Genomic DNA, 20,091 nt, shown 5'->3' with positions numbered 1-20,091 from the left:
CCCGGGCGTGGGGCCCCCCCTCCCCCCGCCTAGGGGCGGGCCCCCCCCCCCCGCAAGCGGGAGAGGGACGCCGACTGCGAGCCCCCAGTCAAGCCGACAGCCGCTTCTCCACCACCTCGGCCACAAACGGCTTCGGGATATCCATGAAATACCCCTGGGCGTAGTCCACCCCGATGGCTTCGAGCGCCGCGAGAATGTCGGCGGTCTCCACGAATTCGGCCACCGTCTTGATGCCGGTGACATGGCCCAGGTGGTTGATGGTTTCGACCACCGCCCGGTCGGTGCGGTCGAGCAGCATGGCTTTGACGAAGCCGCCGTCGATCTTGAGAAAGTCCACCGGCAAGCGCTTCAGATAGTGGAACGACGACATGCCGGCGCCGAAATCATCGAGCGCGAACTTGCAGCCGATGCCGCGGAGCGCCGTGATGAACGCCGCGGCACGTTCGAGGTTGGCGACCGCGCTGGTCTCGGTGATCTCGAAGCAGATCAGCTGCGGCGGCACCCCGGTTGCCTCGAACTGCTGCTTCAGGAACGGCAGGAAGGTCTCGTCGCCGATGGCCGGCGCGCTGATATTGATGGCGTAGCTGCGCTGGTGCGGTTTGGGCTCGCGCGCGATGCGCGTTGCGATGGTCGAGAGCGCATGCCGCACCACCCAGCGATCGAGCTGCGGCATCAGCCCGAAGCGTTCCGCCGCCGGAATGAAGCGGCCGGGGCCGATCAGCTCGCCACGATCGGCGAGGCGAACCAGGATTTCGCAATGCTCGTCGCCGGCCCCGGCCGACAGCGGCACGATATCCTGCACGTAGAGCACGAAACTGTCCTCGTCGAGCGCCCGCTGCAGCCGCCGGACCCAGCCGATGTTGCCGGCCATCTGAGCCTGTTCGGCATCGTCAGGTGAGTAGACGTGAACGCGGTTGCGGCCCTTTTCCTTGGCCATGTAGCAGGCAATGTCGGCAGCCCGGAGCGCCGTTGCGAGGTTGCCGACGCTGCGATCGAGCCGCACGAAGCCGACGCTGGCGCTGACGGTGAAATGCTGGTCGTTCCAGACGAACGGCATCTCGCTCAGCGTGGTGCGCAGCTGATGCGCGGTGATCAGCGCCTCGTCGACCGAGCCGGTGCTGAGCAGCACGCCGAACTCGTCGCCACCCAGCCGCGCCAGCATCACCCCCGGACCCAGGATCTCGGGTAGCCGCTCGGCCAGCATGCACAACAGCTCGTCGCCGGCGGCGTGCCCGCCGGAATCGTTGACCACCTTGAATTGGTCGAGATCGACAAACAGCAGGGCGGTGGCTGAGCTGTCGGCAATTGCCTGCTCCACCGCCCGCTCGAACGCCGCCCGGTTGGGCAGCTTGGTCAGCGCGTCGTGCGAGGCGCGCCAGGAGAGCTCGTGCTCGATCCGCCGCCGGTGCTTGAGGAAACTGTCGAGCCGCCACAGCGTCAGCACCACGAACAGGGCAGCAATGGCGAGGTTGGCAATGAGGAGAACCGCCTGGACGAAGCGCGTCCCCTCGCCGAGCGAGGTGGAGAAGGCGCGGGTCAGCGGCGTGACCCGATCGTTGATTTCATCGAGCCGCGCCTGCCAGTATTGCCGCTTCAGCCGATCGCTGATGCCCATGCCGGATACCTGGTTGGCCAGCGCCTGCAGCTCCAGCAGCGGCGGCTCGGCCTCCCGCCAGGTGGTGATGGCGGCGGCCATGTAGCTGAACCAGCGGAAATTCTCGAACAGCCAGATCAGCCCGGGGACGTCCTCGGCATGGTTGCCGCCCCTGAGGAACGCCGCGGCGGCAGCGGCGCGGTTGGGTGGTTGAGCCTCCAGCGCCAGCCGGCCTTCGCGATCGGCCAGCGGCACCGCCAGGGCGGCGCGGTGGCGCTGCAGGTAGTCATCCTCACCGGTGCTGATATAGCGGCTGAGATAGTAGATCGCGTCGTGCTGGCCGGTGGACCACAGGCTTTCGCCGGCGACGTAGGCGCGCAACGAAGTCGCCATCTGCAGGCTGAAGCTCGCCAGCAACGCCTGCACGACGATGATGGCGATGAACGGCCAGGCGACGACGGCAAGCTTGAGGCTGGACCTGCTGTCCGCTGTTTTCTGCCCGCCACGCTTCTGCATGGACCACCGCACCATTGATCGTGCGGCACGGTAGCCAGTCGCGACTTAATGACGGCGCATTAGCTTGCTCAGCATTTATCCGTATTTTTTCTGGATCCCGGTGGCAGGCCCCGTCCGCAGACCGGACCCGCTTCAACGCGGCGTCAGCGTCGCCTTCATCACATAGGTGTTGTACGGCCCGAACTGGCTCATCACGAACCAGAAGCTGAGGCCATCCTCGGAGATCCACGACGGTGTCATGTAGGCGCCATAGGCCTGCGCGTAGTCGGAACCGCGCGCCAGTACCTCCGGCGCCGACCATGGCCCTTCCGGCCGCTCGGCGAAGCGCAGTTCGATCGTCTCGGAGAGTTCGTTGAGCGTGGTGTACATCCAGCGCTTGATCCCGGGGTTCCAGACCAGCGAACCCTCGCCGGCGCCGGGCTTGATCACTTCAGCGGCCTGGGCGCGATCGCTGACCCAGCCGCCTCCGTCAAAATACTCCCAGGCTTTGGTGTCGAGCACCTGGTCGGCCGCCACGCGTCCAACCCGCGCGCCGGCAAAGCGGCCGCACGGCGTGCCCACGGCGTAGACATATTTGCCGTCCTCGTTGCCGACGCCGGGCTGGGCCGACAGCGCCAGCATGTTGAAGCTCGATTTGAAGCTGCCGAACTCGTCCGGGCCGGGGCTCCAGGTCTTGCCGCCATCCGTCGACGAGATGAAGCGCGACCAGTTGCAGAGCCACACGCCGCCCATCGAGGAGAAGCCGTTCACCGACATGTAGTGCAGGTAGAGCGTGTCGCCGACCGCCACCATGGCGGTGGGGATCTTGGTCTGCTCGCCCTTGAACGCGTCCTGGTGCGCCCCCCTCGCGATCTCCACTGCCTTGCCGTCTTCGCCCTTCACCCAGTCGTCGATGACGATGCCGTCGGAGGCATCGAGATCCGAAGTGAAGGCGACGACATTGGAGCGCCAGTTCGGCCCGAAGCGGATGCAGGCATTCTCGTTCCAGCCGAACGTATCGCCGAAGGCGAGCACGATCTTGCCGTCGATCTCGGCCATGGTGCCGAGGTCCGTGCCGCAGATGTCCGGCCCCTTCATCGGCGCCGGCGCATTAGGGCCGGTCAGCGCTTTCACCTTTTCCGAGGTGACGCTGTAGTCGGTGGCGAGGGCTGGGGTGGCGAGGAGCAGCACCAGAACTGCGGCAAAGTTCAGTGCAGGAAGAACACCCCCCACCCTGTCCCTCCCCCGCAAGGGGGGAGGAGACGCCAACACTGACGCCGGTGTTTTGGTCTCCCTCCCCCTTGCGGGGAGGGGACAGGGGTGGGGGTACTCTTCCCGCACCGGCCCATCAGTCGTTTCGCTCCAGGCCATCCGCATCAGCCAATCTTCCTCATATAGTCGTCGGTCCACGCCCGCGTCGGCTGTAGTGTCAGCCCCTTGGCGTCGAACACATGGGTGAAGGCGTCGGCGATCTCGAAGCGCAGCGTGTCGCCCCGCCCCGTGGCAAGGATGCCGCGCATCGTGGCGGTAACCGCCTCGCCGCCGGCGGTCTTGCCGTGCAGCACGGTTTCGGCCCCCAGCACTTCGGTCGAAATCACCTCGACGGCCAGCGGGCCGTTGGCGGTTGGGATCAGGTGCTCGGGGCGCACCCCGATGGTCACTGCATCGCCGATCGCCGCGCCCCCTTCACGGCGCGCCAGGTCGAGGGTCGGCCCGCCGGCGCCGAGCGCCACGCCGAGCCGTTCGCCCGACGCCGTGACCTTGCCGGCAAAGAAGTTCATCTGCGGAGCGCCGAGGAAGCCGGCGACGAACTGGTTGCGCGGCCGGGCATAGAGCTCGATCGGCGCGCCCGCCTGCTCGATCACCCCTTCGCGCAGCACCACGATGCGGTCGGCCATGGTCATCGCCTCGACCTGATCGTGCGTGACGTAAATCATGGTGGTGCCGAGGCGGCGGTGCAGCGCCGAAATCTCCGACCGCATCTTCACCCTGAGTTCGGCATCGAGGTTCGACAGCGGCTCGTCGAACAGGAACACCTTGGGTTCCTTGACGATGGCCCGGCCGATAGCGACGCGCTGGCTCTGCCCGCCCGACAGCTGGTTGGGCCGGCGCTTCAGCAGGTGCTTGATCTGCAGGATCTCCGCCGCCTTGTCGACGCGGGCGGCAATCTCGGGTTTCGCCAGCTTCTGGTTCTCGAGCCCGAAGCGCAGGTTCTCCTCGACGTTCATATGCGGGTAGAGCGCATAGGACTGAAACACCATGGCCATCCCCCGCGCCGACGGCAGCAGATGGTCGCAGCGCACCCCATCGAGCCAGATCTCTCCATCCGAGGTTTCCTCGAGCCCCGAGATCATCCGTAGCAAGGTGGATTTGCCGCAGCCCGAGGGGCCGACGAACACGGTGAAGCTGCCATCCTCGACGACGAGATCGATGCCGTGGATGACTTCGAGGCTCTGGAAACTCTTCCGAACCTGCTTGAGCTCGAGTTGCGCCATGCTCAACCTCCCAATGTCAGGTCTGCGGCGTCGCCCGCGCCGAGCCGGCGATCGATCCGGGCGCTGCTGCCGGCAAAGCTCAGCGTCGTGAGGTCAAGCCTGCCGTAGCGCACTTCCAGGCGGACCCGGTTGCCGCTGCGGCTGACCACGCCCCAGCCCTCGCCCACCGACCAGAACCAGCTGCCATCGCCCTGCTTCTTGGGATCGAACCCGATCGCACCCTTGGTGAGATCGTAGCTGAAGCCCGACCACGCATTGACCAGCGCAAAACTCGACATCGAGCGGGCGTAATAGCTGCCGCACTCGATCTCGTTCCACGGATTACGGCGATGTCCGTCGTGCCGGGCCCGCGCGGTGCGGACGATCGACAGCCCTTCCTCGGTCAAACCGCGGAAGATCAGGTGCGAGGCGAGCATGTACTCGAGCCCGGTCCACACTTCTTCCGAATAGGGCGCCGGCACTGCCGGCTTGGTGGTGCCTTCTGGCCAGGTGGCGATCAGCACGCCGCCCTCATCCTCATAGGCATACACTCGGCAGGGGTTGAAATGCCCCTTGAGGTCGGCGCGATAATTGTGGCGATAGGCCGAGGCCAGCGCCGTCTTCACCTTGTCGGGGTCGAGGAAGCTGCCGAGCCCGGCGAGATCGGCATGCCACTGCCCGAGGATCTGGTCGGTCGCGCAGCCATCGTTGAACTGGTACTTCATCTGGCCGTACTCGTCCGACCAGTACGTCTCCATGAAGCCGTCGGCGATCACCCCGACCTTGCCCACGGCATGGTCGAACTTTTCGATCAGCGCCTTGTCGCCGAGGTCGGTCTTCTGGATGAAGTAGTCGCCATTGAACAGTTCGCGGTTGAGGTAGTCGGCGCCCGCCTGCCCCATCTTGTCGAGCTCGGCGGCAAAGCCGGTGTCACCGGCGGCGCGGCCCATCTCGGCGCCGGCCTTCAGCGCCGCCACATACATGGTCGAAAGCCAGGAATTGGGCCCGAACAGCTCCATGTCGAGCGTATGGTGCTGGCGGCCCCACAGGATGCCCGTGCGCTCCGGATCCCACTGGTCCGGGTTGTCGGCCGACCAGGCATACTCGAGCGCCGCCTTCACCTTGGGCCAGTAGCGCTTCAGCCATTCGGTATCGCCGGAGATCTTCCAATCGCGAAAGGTCTTGATGATCGAGCCGAACTGGCCGTCGGCGCAGGGGTTCAATGGGAAGAAGGCCGAGCCGAGCGGAATGATCTGCCGGAAGGTCAGCCCGCCATTCGGCAGCTGGTTATAGGTATAGTCGGTCTCGCGCAGCGTGCGTTCGAGCCCGGGGAACAGGTAGGGCAGCGTCTGCTGGTAGTTCCACACATGGGTGCATGAACCCTCGCAACTGCCTCCGTCGGTGAACTGGCCTTCCCAGGCCCAGAGCTCGCCGTTGTCGAGCCGCATCACCGTCGCGGTGCGCAGGATACTCATCGTTCCCTGCACCGCATCGATGATGTCGACAGGGAGCGAGGTACCGAACAGCGTGTCGCGGAAGGCAAAGGTCGGCGCCCGCAGCTCGTCCCAGCGCGCGAAGGCCTCGGCCAGCACCGCGCCGGAATTCGCCCACTGGCTCGCATAGTAGTTGCGCCAGGTGCCGGTCTCGCCGTTGACCTGCCCCGGCCGCCAATACACCTGCCCGACCGGGAAATGCCAGGCGATGGCAAACCGCACGGTCTCCGTCTCCCCCGGCGCCACGGTTACGCGGGCGGCGAGCGTGCCGTGCTCGGGCTGGTCGAACATGTTCTTGTTGAGCCGCGGCTTGTCATAGCGCCGCTCCGGCAGCCGGCCGGCCCGAGCAAACTCGCGCCAGAACAGGTTGAGATCGTCGAACCACTGGCCGCGGAAATGGTAGTCGAGATGGTCGACATCGCCGGCATCGGTGGCGATCGAGACGTCGCCGGTCTGCCAGTCCGGCAGCTCGTCGGCGGCGGTCAGCAGCAGCGACTTTACTCCATCAGCCTCGGCGAAACTGTGCCGGCCGTTCTGACAGCCGTGGTTCCCCAGCGTGCCGCCGATGCTGTAGTCGATCGGTGCCTTGCCGGTGTTGGTCACCTCGATCTCGAACATCGCCGCCGGCAGCGAGGAATCGCGCTCGTTGGTGGGGATGAACGGGCTCCAGGCCGTGAGCTTCACTCGGCCCGGGAAGGTTGCGTCGTGGAATGCCACCTCGGCCACCGGGAAGGTGCCCGTGAAGGTGGTCGCCTCGAAGTGCGGCACACCGGCCAGCGTGTTGCGGTTGGCGCCCCAGCCAAAACCGTCGAAGAATTTCCGCGTCGTCGGCGAGCCGGTGGGCAGCCCCTCATAGGGGCCGTTCAGCACCCGCGCATCGAGCAGCTCGCCGCCGGCCTCGGCTTTGATGGCGAAATGGCTGTAACCGTTGAAGCTCTGCAGCCCCGGCCGGTTGCGGATCGACCAGTCGACCAGCCTGCCGCTGCCCGACAATGCCAGCCCGCCGGCGCCGATGCCGCCGAGCGGAAAGGCGATATGGCCGAGGCGGTCGCCCTCGTAGATGAAACGCTTGTCGGTCTTGCTCATGGGGAAATCCATTGGTCAGGCCCGAATGCCTGAGAAAGTGACGCCCTCGATCACCATCTTCTGGGCGACGAGGAAAAGGAGAACGACGGGGAGAATGGCCATGCTCATCGCGGCCATCACGACCGAGAGATTCCCCTGGCTCATGTAGCCGCGTAAGAGGTCCATCGCGATCGGCAGGGTCATCGCATCCTGCGAGGTGATCAGCGCCCGCGGCTGGAAATAGGCGTTCCACGCCCCGGTGAAGGTGATGATGGCGAGCGCCCCGAGCGCCGGCATCAGCTGCGGCAGCGAGATGCGCCAGAAGATCTTGAAGTAGCCCGCGCCATCCATCAGCGCCGCCTCCTCCAACTCCTTGGGCTGCGAGCGCAGGAACTGGCGCAGCATGAACACCCCGAAGCTCGAGGTGAGCCCCATCAGCACCAGGCCCAGCGGGTTATTGAGCAGCCCGAGCTTGGCATAGCCCAGGTAGATCGGCAGGATCGTCACCTGCGCCGGGAACATCAGCCCGATCAGCATGACGAAGAACAGGCTATCGCGCCCCGGAAACCTGAGCCGCGCATAGGCGAAGGCGGCGAGCGTGCAGGTGACGAGCTGGCCGATGGTCACCAGCACCGCCACATAGAGGCTGTTCCAGTAGATTTTCAGGAACGGCACTGACGAAGCCAGCACAGTCTCATAGTTGCTGAGGTCGAAGCTGGGCGGCAGGAAGCTCGGCGGCATCTTGTAGGCTTCTGCGGCCGGTCGGAACGACATCGAGAACAGCCAGAAGAACGGCATCAGCATGAGGATGCCCATCAGCAGCAGCACCGCGATGATGGCGCGGTCGACCCATTTCTTGGCTTCGCGCGTCTGCATGGCTCTGGTCTGCATGGGTCCTACTCCCGCACCCAACGGCGCGAGCCGATGATCTGGATGATGGTGATGATGAGGACGAGGATCATCATGATGACGCTGACCGCGGCGGCATAGCCGAGCTCGAAGCTGCCGAACGCCTCGTCGACCAGGTAGATCGACAGCGAGCGGGTGGAGTCCCCTGGGCCGCCGCCGGTGAGGATCATGATCGACTCGAATACCTGCAGCGCCCCGATCGAGGCGAAGACGATGCAGAAGAACAGCACCGGCGAAATGAACGGCAGCGTGATGCGGCTGAACCGTCGCCAGGCCGAGGCGCCATCCATCGAGGCGGCATCCATGATCGGCTTGGGCACGCCCTGCAGCGCCGCGATCAGGATGATCATGAAGAAGCCGGTGTTCTTCCACACATCCATGATGACGATCGAGGTCATGGCGAATTTCGACGACGACAGCCACGGCACCTGCCCAATGCCGATCTGCGCCAGGTAGTAATTGATGACGCCGAAATCGACGCTGTAGAAATAGCTCCACACCACCGCCACGAACGCCGCCGAAATGATCACCGGCAGGAAGAAGGCGAGGCGGAAGAAATAGAGCAGGACTTTCGGCATCGCTCGGTTCAGCGCCAGCGCCAGGATCAGCCCGACCGCGACGTTGAAGCTCACCGCCAGGAAGGCGAAGCGCAGCGTGTTCCAGAAGATCTCGAGCGAGCGCGGCTCGGTGAGGAAGCGCACATAGTTCTCGAACCCCACCCAGTCGGCGCCGAAGCTGATGTCGTAATAGGTGAAGCTGAGGATGATAGTGATGGCGACCGGCGCCAGCACGAACGCCGCATAGAGCAGGATCGAGGGCAGGACGAAGACGTAGCCCGCCTGCATCTGCGCCTTGCGGAGGTCGGAGAGTCGTCGCTTCGCCATAACCATCTCGGGCCGGAGTAGGAAAACAAAGTGCCCGCGCCGAACCCGAAGGTCCGACGCGGGCAGTCCGGGGGAGGACTACTGGGTGACGCGCTTGATGCGCTCGAACGAGCGGGTCAGCTCCTGGTCCGCCTTGGCGACGGCATCAGGAATGGTCATTTCGTCGGTCATGATGGCGTTGAAGTAACGCATGAAAATCTGGTCGACTTCCTGGAAGTTGGCCGGCGACGGCACCGCATGGGTGGTCGGCAGCGTCTCGTAGTAGAGCGGCGCCGACGGCGGGAACTTCAGGAAGTTTTCGGTCTCGGCCGCCGACTTGCGGCCCGGCACGGCGCCGCCGAGATCGCCCTCTGCCACCTGGGTCTCATAGCTCAGGAGTTCGGTGACCAGCGCCTCGGCGAGCTTGGGGTTCTGCGCCTTGGACGAGATGCCATAGGCGCCGAAGCCGATGACGGTGTCGTTGCTCACCTTGCCCGGCTGCACCGCGATATCCATGTCGAGCTTACTCGCAATGGCGTTCTGCACGATCCAGTGTCCCCTGGAGATCATGGCGATCTGGCCGGCGAAGAACTGGTTCTCGACGCCCTCCTGCCCCGGCACCGGCGAAACCTTCTTTGTGTGGATCAGGTCGTAGAGGAACTGCAGCGTCTCGGCGACCTTGGGGTCCTTCATGTTGGAGGCCGACCAGTCCGCCGTGACCGGCGAAGTGCCGTTCGACAGGAACCACGGCATCAGCCCGAAGAAGAAGGCCGGCACTTCGTAGCCGAACTGGGTGACGTTGCCGTTGGCGTCGCGCTTGGTCAGCTTTTCGGCAATGGCGGCGAACTCGTCCCACGTCCAGGTCTTGCTGGGTGCAGGGATACCGGCCTCGGCGAAGAGCGCACGGTTGTAGTTCGTCATGATGTTGTTCCAGGTCGAGGGGATGAAGTAGGTCTTCCCCTTGTACTTGGTCAGGTCGAACAGCTTGGCGTCGAAGTCGGAGAAGTCGCCCGAGGCGATGAAATCGTCGAGGGGCAAGAACAGGTCGCGCGCGGCAAAGCTCTGCAGCGTCTCGACCGCTGTGTGATAGACGTCATACTGCTCGCCGGCATTGTATTGCTGCAAGACGCGCGAGACGAAATCGCCCCAGCCGCCACCCACCGCATCGACGCCGATCTCGACCTCGACATTGGGATATTTCTGGTTGAAGCGCGCCACTGCGTCCTGCGTCGACTTGAGCTGCGCTTCACCGCCGAAGGTCATCAGCCGCAGCTTGCCGGCTTCATCCGATTGCGCCAGCGCCGGCGCCACCAGCCCGGCGGTGAGCAGCAGGGCTGCCAAGAGTTTCTTCATTCATCCCTCCTCTGTCCGGCGTTTCGACAAAGCTTCGCCGGTGCTGGATCGCGGCGTTTTCGCCGCCTCCGCGTTGAAAATATCGTTTCCGCTCCGAGAACCGCCAAAAAACGGCGTCCGGTTATCGAGCGTGGCGATTAAACCATTGTAGGCGCTTGGATATTTCTCCCGTCGCGGGGTTGTCCCCGTCTTCTGGCGATGCCGAACGTAACAGTTGTGAATGGATTTGCAAATGCATTCACAAATCCATTTGCATGCGTCTTTCGTTTGGTGCTAGCCGTTGCCGCCATGAGCACGATCTCAAAGGTTGCCGAGCGGGCAGGCGTATCGCGGACCACGGTCTCGCACGTCATCAACCACGCCAATCGGGTATCGAAACCGCTGCGCGAAAAGGTGCAGGCGGCGATCGATGAACTCGGCTATTCGCCCAACCCGCAGGCCAAGAGTCTGAGGACCGGGCGCACCAACCTGATCGCCATGCTGATCCCCGATATCGGCAACCCGTTCTACACCGAGATGGTGAAGGCGGCGCAGGCGGCGCTCGAGGAAGCCGGGCTCGACGCGCTGATCTACAATACCGACGTGCCGGGCGGGAACTGGCAGACGCATGGCCGCGATTACCTGCGCCAGCTTAACAAGAAGCGCGTCGATGGCCTGCTGGTCGGCGATTTCGCGCTGCACGGCATCAACGAGGAGCTCTCGAGGCTCGATACCCCGGCGGTGTTCATCGGCCAGCTCGCCAGCCACGCCGTCGACAGCGTCAAGGTCGACGACTATGGCGGCGGCTACATGGTCGGCAAGCACTTTGCCGAACGCGGGCACAAGACGGTGGTGCAGATCACCGGGCCGGAGAACTTCGAGTCCGCCATGGCCCGCGCCGACGGCTTCGAGCAGGCCCTCAGGGACCACAAGGTCAAGGTCAAGAAGTCCCAGCGCTACACCGGCACTTACCTGCCGCCCTCCGGCCGCGAGGCGGCGCAGTGGATCGCCGAGCTGAGCGGCGAGGACAAGCCGACCGCCGTGTTCATCGGCAACTACCTGATGGCGATGGGGACGCTGGCCGAGTTCCACGATCAGGGCGTCCGCGTCCCCGACGACATTGCCGTCGCCATTTTCGGCGACCTGCCGCAGCTCGAGTATGTGAGGCCCAACCTCACCCGGGCCGGCGAGAACCCAGGCGCGCTGGCGAGGCGCGCCGTCGAAATGCTGCTCGAACGCCTCAACGGCAAGTTCGACGGCCCGCCGCGCACCGAGGTCATCCCCTGTGCGCTGCGCATCTTCGAGTCGGCCTAGCCGAACGAAGGAAAACTAGCGCGGCCGTTTCGGGGGAGGTGGCCGCGTTCCGGACGACAACACCAAAGCTCCAGGGAGGAGTGAATGACTCATACGTCCAACATGCCGTCGGGATGGTCCCGCCGGTCCATCCTCAAGGGTGGCGCCGCACTGGGCGCTGCCGGCCTCGCATTGCCGTTCGCCGGCAAGGCGTTCGCCCAGGACAATACGCTCAGCTTCTGGCAGTTCTATGCCCCGGGCGGCGATGTGAAGCCGCAGGTCGACTGGTTCGTGAAGATGGTGGCCGATTGGAACGCCACGCAGTCCGAACAGGTGGCGCTCGAGTATGTGGTGGGCTCCGAATATATCGGCGGCACCAAGCTGGCGACCTCGTTCGCCTCGGGCCAGGGCCCGGACATCTTCATCATCTCGCCCGGCGATTTCCTGCGCTACTACAATGGCGGCGTGCTGCAGGACCTGACGCCGGCGATCGAGGAAGCGGCGCGCGCCGATTTCCCCGAAAGCGTCATCGCCAACCGCATGGTCGACGGCAAGATCTACGGCGTGCCGATGGAAGTCGAGCCGATGGCCTTCTACTACTCGGTCAAGGCGTTCGAAGAGGCCGGGCTCAACGAGAACGACGTGCCCCAGACCTGGGACCAGTTGCTCGAAGTGGGCAAGAAGTTGACCACGGCCGAGCGCTACGGCGTGCTGTTCGAAACCAACCCGGGCTACTACCAGAATTTCACCTGGTACCCGTTCATGTGGCAGGGCGGCGGCGAGTTCCAGTCGGCTGAAGGCAAGTCGGCCTTCGACTCGCCGGCAACCGTGCAGGCGCTGAAGTTCTGGCAGGATGCGGTCAATTCCGGCGCCGCGCCGCGCCAGATGCTCGGCGGTGGCGGCGGCGATATCGTCGCCAACCTCGGCTCCGGTTACTGCGCCATGCAGAATGTCGGCATCTGGGGCATCTCGGCGATGGACAACAACGCGCCCGACGTTCCCTACGGCATCTTCAAGCTGCCGGTGCCGACGGGCGGCAAGTACGTCACCGTCGGTGGCGGCTGGGCCTTCGTCGCCAACTCCAAGGGCAAGAACCCGGAAGCCGCAGCGAAGTTCATTGCCTGGGCTTTGGCCTCGATGGCGCCGGATTCGGTGCAGCGCGTGGTCGATTGGTGCACGGTAGCAAAGTCCGACATGCCGCCGCGCAACTCGGCGCTGACGGCCGGTGGCGATGCCTTCAACAAGGGCAATATGGGGATCTTCGGGACCCAGATCCATCCGGGCACCCGGGCCGAACCGCGAGTGCCGCCGGAGGTCTACAAGATCATCTCCGACGCCATCCAGCAGACCCAGCTCGGCGGCGCCGACCCGCAGGCGACGGCCACTGCCGCCAGCCAGCAGCTCGACGCCTTCCTCGCGTCGTACTCGGGCGCGCCGATCCTGTAACGGGTGCGGCGGAGTTGGCGGTGTGGAACAGATTGTCCCACACCGCCTCCCTCCCTCTTGAGGGGAGGGATTGAGGGAGGGGGTGGTGCAGTCACCACCGAGATCGCCTCACCACCCCCACCCCCAGCCCCTCCCCTCAAGGGGGAGGGGAGCCGCAAGCCCGGTGAAGGACCAAGGACAGACCAGTGACTGACATCACCACCACGGCAGCGGGCGCAAAACCCGCTGCCATCCGGCTCACCACCCGACAGCGCGAGGCGATCGCCGGCGTGCTGTTCGTCGCGCCCGACGCCATCGGCCTGATGCTGTTCATCGGCCTGCCGATGCTGCTGGCGCTCGGCATCTCGGTGTTCGAGGTCGATGGCTTCGGCGGCTTCAAGTTCGTCGGGCTCGCCAACTACACCAAGATGTGGATCGACCCGCTGTTCTGGTCGTCGCTGCGCGTCACCGGCCAGTTCACCCTGATGCTGGTGCCCCTGCTCTACGTCACCGGGCTCGGCCTCGCGCTGCTGGTGCAGCGCACCAGCAAGTTCAACACCGTCATGCGCTCGATGTTCTTCGCGCCGCAGATGGTCAGCCTCGTCGTCGTGGCCCTGGTCTGGCAGTTGATGGTGGTCGACAAGCTGGGCGTGCTCACCCGCTTTGCCGCCTCGATCGGGCTGGGCGGCATCTCCTTCCTCGGCGACCCCAACCTCGCGCTCTTCACCGTGACGCTGGCGGCGGTGTGGTTCCTGATGGGCTTTTACATGCTGATCTTCCTCGGCGGCCTGCAGGACATCCCCAAGGAATATTACGAGGCGGCGCGCATCGATGGCGCCAGCGCCACCCAGAGCTTCTGGTTCATCACCCTGCCCCTCTTGCGCCCGACCAGCTTCTTCGTACTGCTGGTCTCGGCGGTCGCCGCCATCACCGGCGCGCAGGCTTTCGACCTGATCTACGTGATGACCAAGGGCGGTCCCGCCAACTCGACGGCGCTGCTGATCAGCTACATCTACCAGCAGGCCTTCCAGTACTCCGCCTTCGGCTATGCCGCGGCGCTGGCGACACTCCTCGTCGTGCTGCTGATGGTGGTCACCGTGTTCTTCTTCTTGCTCACCCGCGGCGGACGGTTCGATTATGAGTAGTGCAACGCTCTCCCGTTCGCAGGCGAACGTCGTCCGGCTGGTGTGGATGCTGGTGACGGTGGTGCTCGCCCTGATGGCGATCTTCCCGCTGCTCTACATGCTGTCGATCGCCTTCAAGGGTCCGACCGAGGTGTTCAAGTCGAACCTCATTCCAACCAAGCCGGTGCTCGACAACTTCGTCTACGTGCTGACCGAGGTGCCGTTCTGGCGCTACCTGATCAACACCTTCGTCATCTCCGCCGTGGTGACGGTGGTCGCCCTGTTCTTCCACACCATGGCCGGCTACGCCCTGGCGCGGCTGAAGTTCCCCGGGCGCGAGGCGGTGTTCCTCGCCATGTTCTCGACCTTCCTCGTGTCGCTGCCGGTGATCATCGTGCCGCTGTTCATCCTCGTCCGCGCGATGGGCATGCTGAACTCCTATTCGGGCCTGATCATCCCGGCGATCTTCAACGCCTTCGGCATTTTCCTGCTCCGCCAGTATTACCTGTCGCTGCCCAAGGAGCTGGAGGAAGCCGCCGTGATCGACGGCGCCGGCTACTGGCGCATCTACACCAGCGTCATCCTGCCGTTGAGCCGGCCGATCATCGCGGCGCTGGCCATCCTGTTCTTTCTCGCCAACTGGAACTCGTTCCTCTGGCCGCTCACCGTCGCCTCCGACCCCAATCTCTGGGTGGTGCAGGTGGCCATCGCCAACTTCAAGAGCCAGTACGCCGCCAGCTGGAACTACACCATGGCCGCCTCGACCATCGTCGCGGTGCCGATGCTGGTGCTGTTCGTGATCTTCCAGAAGCAGATCATGGACTCCATCAAGACCAGCGGCCTGAAGTAGGCCGACCATGCAAAGACCAGCGGCCTCAAATAGGTCCCAAGGAGATTTCTATGACCAATGCGGGCCTCTCACCGCTACGGGGACTAGCCAAGCTGCGCGATGCACGCAGCCGGCGCTTTTCGAGCTACGACCGCACCGGCGGCAATGACGACCGGCTGCACATCGAACCGGGCAAGACCATCGTGATCGCCGAGCACCAGGGCGCCGGCATCATCACCCATATCTGGGCAACCCTCGCCTCTTCGGCCGACCACTATCTCAGGAAGATCGTGCTGCGCGCCTACTGGGATGGCGAGACCGAACCGAGCGTCGAAGCCCCGATCGGCGATTTCTTCGGCATGGGTCATGCCAGGACGAAGAACTTCGCCTCGCTGCCGGTGCAGGCGAGCCCTGAGGATGGCAAGGCCTTCAACTGCTACTTCCCGATGCCGTTCGGCACCTCGATGCGGCTGACCATCACCAACGAGTCCGACGTCGACCTGCTGTTCTACTACTATGTCGATCTCGAGCTGCACGACCGGCTCGAAGACGGCATGGGGCGCTTCCACGCCCAGTACCGGCAGGATCGGCCCGAAGGGGTCAGCGAGGTTGGCAAGACCAACGAGCAGCATCTGTTCGGCGGCGAGAATGTCGACGGCAAGCGCAACTATGTGATCCTCGATGCCGAGGGTCACGGGCATTACGTGGGCGTGCTGTTCTCCGTGCAGTCGCAGCGCCTGTCGCGCCAGTGGGACTGGTACGGCGAAGGTGACGACATGATCTGGATCGACGGCGCCCCCGGCCTCGCGGTGCCCGACACGGTGCGCAAGCCCGATCCGCGCATCGGCCCCAAGGCGGCGCTGATCGAACCGCGCCCCGAAAGCGCGTCGGGCGCCAACGACCAGTGGCCGCCGACGCTGCATGGCACCGGTACCGAGGATTATTTCAACACCGCCTGGTGCCCCACTCAGGAATATTCGGCGCCCTACCACGGCATCATCGCCGGCGGCGGCCCGAACTGGACCGAACCAGTGACGCTCTACCGCTGGCACATCGAGGATCCGCTGATCTTCAAGCAGCGCATCCGGGTCACCATCGAGCACGGCCACGCCAATGGCCGCTCCGACGACATCTCATCGGTGGCGTTCTGGTATCAGCAGGAGCCGCATAAGCCGTTCGATCCGCTGCCGCCGGTCGCCGAGCGCATCCCCCATTTCCGCTATCCATTCCAGGGACAATGAACATGACTACGCCTTTCAACGGACTCGGCGTCGGGCTGCATAACCTCTACCGGCTGTCGCCGGCCAAGACCCGCTCGATCTCGCCGGAGAACTTCACCGGCGAAAAGGGCAAGGGTGGCATGGCCACCGAAGGCACCGGCGCCGTGCACGCCAAGGGGCTCGGCCCCGACGGCAACGGCCAGGGCTGGAAGGTATCGCCCTCGATCCGGATCGAGCCGGGCGAGACCCGCGTCCTCGCCGATATCGAGGGCATGGGCGCCATCCAGCAGATCTGGCTGACCACGGCGAACCTGCGCTGGCGCAGCCTGATCATCCGCATGTGGTGGGACGACCAGGAGAACCCCTCGGTCGAAGCGCCGCTCGGCGATTTCTTCTGCATGGGCTGGGGGCAGTTCGCTCAGATCAACTCGCTCGCCGTCTGCGTCAACCCCGGCCGCGCCTTCAACTGCTACTGGGAAATGCCGTTCAGGAAGGCCGCCCGCATCGAGATTGAGAACACCGACCCCGACGATTTCGGCATCATCTACTACCAGATCAACTACACCCTGACCGAGGTGCCGGAGGACGCGGCCTATTTCCACGCCAAGTTCCGCCGCACCAACCCCCTGCCCTATGGCACCGACTACACCATCCTCGACGGCATCAAAGGCCGCGGGCACTATGTCGGCACCTACATGGCCTGGGGCGTGAACAATTCCGGCTGGTGGGGCGAAGGCGAGATCAAGTTCTTCATGGATGGGGACAAACAGTTCCCCACCATCTGCGGCACCGGCACCGAGGACTATTTCTGCGGCGCCTACAATTTCGACGGCGGCGTGGTCGATGCCACCATGGACAGCCGCTACCGCGAGTTCTCGACGCCCTATGCCGGCCTGCCGCAGGTCCTGCGCCCCGACGGCACCTATCGCAGCCAGACCCGCTTCGGCATGTATCGCTGGCACCTCAATGACCCGATCCGCTTCGAGAGCGATCTCAAGGTCACCATCCAGGCGCTGGGCTGGCGCACCGAAAACCGCAACACCCGCCGCTACCTGCCGCTGCAGGACGACATCGCCTCGGTCGCCTTCTGGTACCAGACGCTCCCCACAGCGCCGTTCGAAGCGCTGCCGGGACGCGACTATCTCGAGGTGATTTGAGGGTGGCTTCGGGGCCGGTGCGAGCCGACCCCCACCCCTGTCCCCTCCCCCTCAAACAGGGGGAGGGAGACGTTAGCCTCGATAACAGTGTGAGGGTCTCCCTCCCCATTCTTAGGGGGAGGGGACAGGGGTGGGGTCAGCCCGCGTCGGCCATCAAGTCAGCACCGCTAACTGAGCGCGTTTAGCAAATTCCCCGACACGTGCCCATCCGGCAGCAGCCCGGCGCGGGTCTGCCAGTCGATCACCGCGGCGCGGGTCTTCGGCCCGATCTCGCCATCCGGCTTGCCGATCTCATAGCCCTTCTTCAACAGCTTGGCCTGCACCTGCTTGCGCCCATCGGCGTTGAGCGCGGTGTCGTTCGGCCACGGCACCATGAAGCCCTTGCCGCCGATGATCCGGTCGGCGAGATGCCCCACCGCCAGCGCATAGCTGTCGGAATTATTGTAGCGCTTGATCACTCCGAAATTCGGCAGCACGGCGAACACCGGCCCGTTGCCGCCCATCGGCATATAGAGCCGGGCGGTATCGCTGGCGCGCGGGAACGGCTTGCCGTTGGCCCGGCTGACGCCGACCCCGCTCCAATCGCCCAGGCTCGCCGTGATGCCCTGCCAGACATTCTGGTAGTTGAAGTCGCGTGCGAGCTTTACCTCGTAACCCCAGGTTTCCCCTGGCCGCCAGCCGAACGACTTCAGGTAGTTCGCGATCGAGGCCTGCGCGTCGGGGACCGAGCCCCAGATATCCTTGTGGCCATCACCCTTGAAGTCGACAGCGTATTTCATGAAGCTCGAGGGCATGAACTGCGGCAGGCCCATGGCGCCGGCCCACGAGCCGACCATGTCCTTGGCGCGCACATGCCCGCCCTCGAGGATTTCGAGCGAGGTGATCAGCTCGGCGCCGAAGAAATCGGCGCGATAGCCGCCATAGGCGAGCGTTGCCAGCGCATGCACCGTATTGGTGCCGCCGAGAAACCCGCCGAAATTGGTCTCGATGCCCCAGATGGCGAGGATGATCTCGCCCTGCACGCCATAGCGCTCGCTCACCGCCTTCAGCGTCTTGGCCCATTCGCCACGCATCTCGTGGCCGGTGCCGATGCGCGTGTCGCTGACCCGCTTGTTGACGTAGTCGGCGGCGGTGGAGACGAATTCGGGCTGCTTCTTGCTCAACTCGAGCACCGAGCCGATCGGCTTGAAATCGCCCATGGCGATATCGAACACCCGCTTCGACACCCCCCGCGCCTTGGCGCGCTGCCAGGTCTGGTCGACAAAACCACCGACGCTGGCAAAGGCCGGCGTGAATGCCGAAGAAGCGATCAGCGCTGCGGCGCCGATACCAAAACTACGACGGGAAACAGAGAATTCGATGGGCTTGTTTACGCGGTACATGAACATGCCTCTGCACAAGAGGTAAGGCCCGGGTAAAACGCTGGGCCAATCTGCCGGCACAAATAGCCGACGGTTTGTCGCTATTCTCCGCAACGAAATTAAGATCGCGTTACCCACGTGATCGCATTCGCGTGATCGATGCTGGACCGATCGCGCGATCGGTTGGGGTGATGGCGCCGAAGGGAGCGCGGGGTGGTGCACTTTGGTGCCCCAATCCGCCGTCGTCATTCCCGCGCAGGCGGGAACCTGGTGGGATCTCTCAGCCTCCACTTGCGGTGCGGCATCCCGCTGGGTTCCCGCCTGCGCGGGAATGACGCCGGTGTGGGTAGCGGAGTGCGGTGGGGCGCTGGAGTTGCGCAAAGCAATGCCGACAGCGTTGACACTCGCCGCCAATCTCTGGGATGCGTGCTGCCCTTTCATCGCGTCGGAGGAGTGCGATGTCCCGACCCCTTGCGCTGGCCGTGCTGCTGCTTGGCCTTGCAGCCCCGGCGCTCGCCGCCGAGCTACAGCCGACCCTCACCGGCGACGTGAAGATCCATGACCCCACCGTCATCGAAATCGACGGCAAGTTCGTCGCCTTCCAGACCGGGCAGGAGGGCGGGCTCTATCGTGGCGCCATCCGCGCCAAGACCTCGCCCGACGGCATTGCCTGGACCGATGCCGGCTCGATCGGCAAGGGCGTGCCGAAATGGGAGCGGCAGGAACTCGGCTACCAGTCGCTCAACATCTGGGCGCCCTCGGTCAGCAGGCACGGTGACACCTGGAACCTCTACTATTCGGTGTCCTCGTTCGGCATCAACACCAGCGCCATCGGGCTGATGACCAATGCCGCACTCGATCCTGACAAGCCCGGCGAAGGCTGGGAGGATCAGGGGCTGGTGCTCAAATCCAACGGCAAGGACAACTGGAACGCCATCGACCCCTGGCGCATCGACCTGGGCGATGGCCGCGCCTTTCTTGCCTATGGCTCGTTCTGGGACGGCATCAAGCTCAGGCAACTCGATCCGGCGACCGGCATGCTGCTAACGCTAGACACGCCGACCTACGATCTCGCCTCGCGCCAGGGCGCCGGCATCGAAGCGACCAGCATCCTCGAGCACGCAGGCAAGTTCTACCTGTTCGTATCGTTCGACCAGTGCTGCAAGGGCGTCGACAGCACCTACAACATGCGGGTCGGCCGCGCCGACGAGGTGACCGGCCCCTATCTCGATCGCGACAGCAAGCCGATGCTGCAGGGCGGCGGCACGCTGCTGCTCGGCAAGACCGGCCGCTTCATCGGCCCAGGCGGCCAGGAGGCCATCGTCACCTCAAAGGGCGAAATGCTCGCCTACCACTATTACGACGGGGATGATCTGGGGGTATCGAAACTCCAGCTCTCGCCGCTCCGATGGACTGCCGATGGCTGGCCGGAGCTTGATGCGCTGCCGGAGTAAACG

At 64.6% G+C, this 20,091-nt stretch carries 15 protein-coding genes; 7 read left to right on the top strand and 8 right to left on the bottom strand.

What is annotated here, in order from left to right; translation table 11 throughout:
* Positions 1 to 88: 88 nt before the first annotated feature.
* The 7 genes from AC5JDC_RS25555 to AC5JDC_RS25525 form a co-directional block, all read right to left on the bottom strand.
* Positions 89 to 2,110 (bottom strand): putative bifunctional diguanylate cyclase/phosphodiesterase, encoded by a 2,022-nt coding sequence (locus AC5JDC_RS25555; RefSeq protein ID WP_495845786.1) that lies wholly within the window; start codon positions 2,108 to 2,110, stop codon positions 89 to 91.
* Between the two features lie 132 nt (positions 2,111 to 2,242).
* A complete protein-coding gene (locus AC5JDC_RS25550) occupies positions 2,243 to 3,322 on the bottom strand; it encodes a glycoside hydrolase family 183 protein (protein ID WP_495845784.1) in 1,080 nt (359 codons plus the stop codon).
* Positions 3,323 to 3,465: 143 nt separating this feature from the next.
* Positions 3,466 to 4,584, bottom strand: coding sequence for an ABC transporter ATP-binding protein (locus AC5JDC_RS25545; protein WP_495845782.1), 1,119 nt, complete (start codon positions 4,582 to 4,584; stop codon positions 3,466 to 3,468).
* Positions 4,585 to 4,586: 2 nt separating this feature from the next.
* Entirely contained in the window at positions 4,587 to 7,142 is a 2,556-nt protein-coding gene (locus AC5JDC_RS25540; protein ID WP_495845780.1) for a GH116 family glycosyl-hydrolase, read from the bottom strand.
* Positions 7,143 to 7,157: 15 nt separating this feature from the next.
* Entirely contained in the window at positions 7,158 to 8,012 is an 855-nt protein-coding gene (locus AC5JDC_RS25535; protein ID WP_495845778.1) for a carbohydrate ABC transporter permease, read from the bottom strand.
* A 5-nt stretch (positions 8,013 to 8,017) separates the two neighbouring features.
* The gene (locus AC5JDC_RS25530; protein WP_495845776.1) at positions 8,018 to 8,914 is read right to left on the bottom strand and encodes a carbohydrate ABC transporter permease; all 897 of its coding nucleotides are present in this window, start codon (positions 8,912 to 8,914) and stop codon (positions 8,018 to 8,020) included.
* 78 nt (positions 8,915 to 8,992) lie between these two features.
* Entirely contained in the window at positions 8,993 to 10,246 is a 1,254-nt protein-coding gene (locus tag AC5JDC_RS25525; protein WP_495845774.1) for an ABC transporter substrate-binding protein, read from the bottom strand.
* A 288-nt stretch (positions 10,247 to 10,534) separates the two neighbouring features.
* Between AC5JDC_RS25525 and AC5JDC_RS25520 the strand changes: the two genes are divergently transcribed.
* The 6 genes from AC5JDC_RS25520 to AC5JDC_RS25495 all read left to right on the top strand — a co-directional run bounded on the left by AC5JDC_RS25520 (position 10,535) and on the right by AC5JDC_RS25495 (position 17,273).
* Positions 10,535 to 11,539: a LacI family DNA-binding transcriptional regulator gene (locus AC5JDC_RS25520; protein WP_495845772.1), complete on the top strand. Its 1,005-nt coding sequence runs from the start codon at positions 10,535 to 10,537 to the stop codon at positions 11,537 to 11,539.
* Between the two features lie 84 nt (positions 11,540 to 11,623).
* Entirely contained in the window at positions 11,624 to 12,964 is a 1,341-nt protein-coding gene (locus AC5JDC_RS25515; RefSeq protein WP_495845770.1) for an ABC transporter substrate-binding protein, read from the top strand.
* 185 nt (positions 12,965 to 13,149) lie between these two features.
* Complete coding sequence (locus tag AC5JDC_RS25510) at positions 13,150 to 14,088, top strand: carbohydrate ABC transporter permease (protein ID WP_495845768.1); 939 nt, start codon at positions 13,150 to 13,152, stop codon at positions 14,086 to 14,088.
* Positions 14,081 to 14,917, top strand: a complete 837-nt coding sequence (locus AC5JDC_RS25505) for a carbohydrate ABC transporter permease (protein ID WP_495845766.1) — start codon at positions 14,081 to 14,083, stop codon at positions 14,915 to 14,917. The genes AC5JDC_RS25510 and AC5JDC_RS25505 overlap by 8 nt, the downstream gene beginning before the upstream one ends.
* Before the next feature lie 50 nt (positions 14,918 to 14,967).
* Positions 14,968 to 16,137, top strand: coding sequence for a glycoside hydrolase family 172 protein (locus AC5JDC_RS25500; RefSeq protein WP_495845764.1), 1,170 nt, complete (start codon positions 14,968 to 14,970; stop codon positions 16,135 to 16,137).
* 2 nt (positions 16,138 to 16,139) lie between these two features.
* On the top strand, positions 16,140 to 17,273 hold the full coding sequence (locus AC5JDC_RS25495) for a glycoside hydrolase family 172 protein (RefSeq protein ID WP_495845762.1): 1,134 nt from the start codon (positions 16,140 to 16,142) through the stop codon (positions 17,271 to 17,273).
* Between the two features lie 167 nt (positions 17,274 to 17,440).
* On the opposite strand, the gene AC5JDC_RS25490 is transcribed toward AC5JDC_RS25495, so the two are convergent.
* On the bottom strand, positions 17,441 to 18,655 hold the full coding sequence (locus tag AC5JDC_RS25490; protein WP_495845760.1) for a lytic murein transglycosylase: 1,215 nt from the start codon (positions 18,653 to 18,655) through the stop codon (positions 17,441 to 17,443).
* A gap of 437 nt (positions 18,656 to 19,092) precedes the next feature.
* Between AC5JDC_RS25490 and AC5JDC_RS25485 the strand changes: the two genes are divergently transcribed.
* On the top strand, positions 19,093 to 20,088 hold the full coding sequence (locus AC5JDC_RS25485) for an arabinan endo-1,5-alpha-L-arabinosidase (RefSeq protein ID WP_495845758.1): 996 nt from the start codon (positions 19,093 to 19,095) through the stop codon (positions 20,086 to 20,088).
* Positions 20,089 to 20,091: the final 3 nt, after the last annotated feature.

The sequence above is a fragment of the Kumtagia sp. genome (genome assembly GCF_059502445.1).
This window is presented reverse-complemented; position numbering and strand designations above follow the sequence as displayed.

Excerpts from the sequence above, each read along its gene's own strand:
- AC5JDC_RS25505 (WP_495845766.1), top strand. The coding sequence starts at position 14,081 with ATGAGTAGTGCAACGCTCTCCCGTTCGCAGGCGAACGTCGTCCGGCTG.
- AC5JDC_RS25485 (WP_495845758.1), top strand. The coding sequence starts at position 19,093 with ATGTCCCGACCCCTTGCGCTGGCCGTGCTGCTGCTTGGCCTTGCAGCC.
- AC5JDC_RS25555 (WP_495845786.1), bottom strand. The coding sequence starts at position 2,110 with ATGCAGAAGCGTGGCGGGCAGAAAACAGCGGACAGCAGGTCCAGCCTC.
- AC5JDC_RS25495 (WP_495845762.1), top strand. The coding sequence starts at position 16,140 with ATGACTACGCCTTTCAACGGACTCGGCGTCGGGCTGCATAACCTCTAC.
- AC5JDC_RS25545 (WP_495845782.1), bottom strand. The coding sequence starts at position 4,584 with ATGGCGCAACTCGAGCTCAAGCAGGTTCGGAAGAGTTTCCAGAGCCTC.
- AC5JDC_RS25530 (WP_495845776.1), bottom strand. The coding sequence starts at position 8,914 with ATGGCGAAGCGACGACTCTCCGACCTCCGCAAGGCGCAGATGCAGGCG.
- AC5JDC_RS25540 (WP_495845780.1), bottom strand. The coding sequence starts at position 7,142 with ATGAGCAAGACCGACAAGCGTTTCATCTACGAGGGCGACCGCCTCGGC.
- AC5JDC_RS25490 (WP_495845760.1), bottom strand. The coding sequence starts at position 18,655 with ATGTACCGCGTAAACAAGCCCATCGAATTCTCTGTTTCCCGTCGTAGT.
- AC5JDC_RS25500 (WP_495845764.1), top strand. The coding sequence starts at position 14,968 with ATGACCAATGCGGGCCTCTCACCGCTACGGGGACTAGCCAAGCTGCGC.
- AC5JDC_RS25515 (WP_495845770.1), top strand. The coding sequence starts at position 11,624 with ATGACTCATACGTCCAACATGCCGTCGGGATGGTCCCGCCGGTCCATC.
- AC5JDC_RS25535 (WP_495845778.1), bottom strand. The coding sequence starts at position 8,012 with ATGCAGACCAGAGCCATGCAGACGCGCGAAGCCAAGAAATGGGTCGAC.
- AC5JDC_RS25525 (WP_495845774.1), bottom strand. The coding sequence starts at position 10,246 with ATGAAGAAACTCTTGGCAGCCCTGCTGCTCACCGCCGGGCTGGTGGCG.
- AC5JDC_RS25520 (WP_495845772.1), top strand. The coding sequence starts at position 10,535 with ATGAGCACGATCTCAAAGGTTGCCGAGCGGGCAGGCGTATCGCGGACC.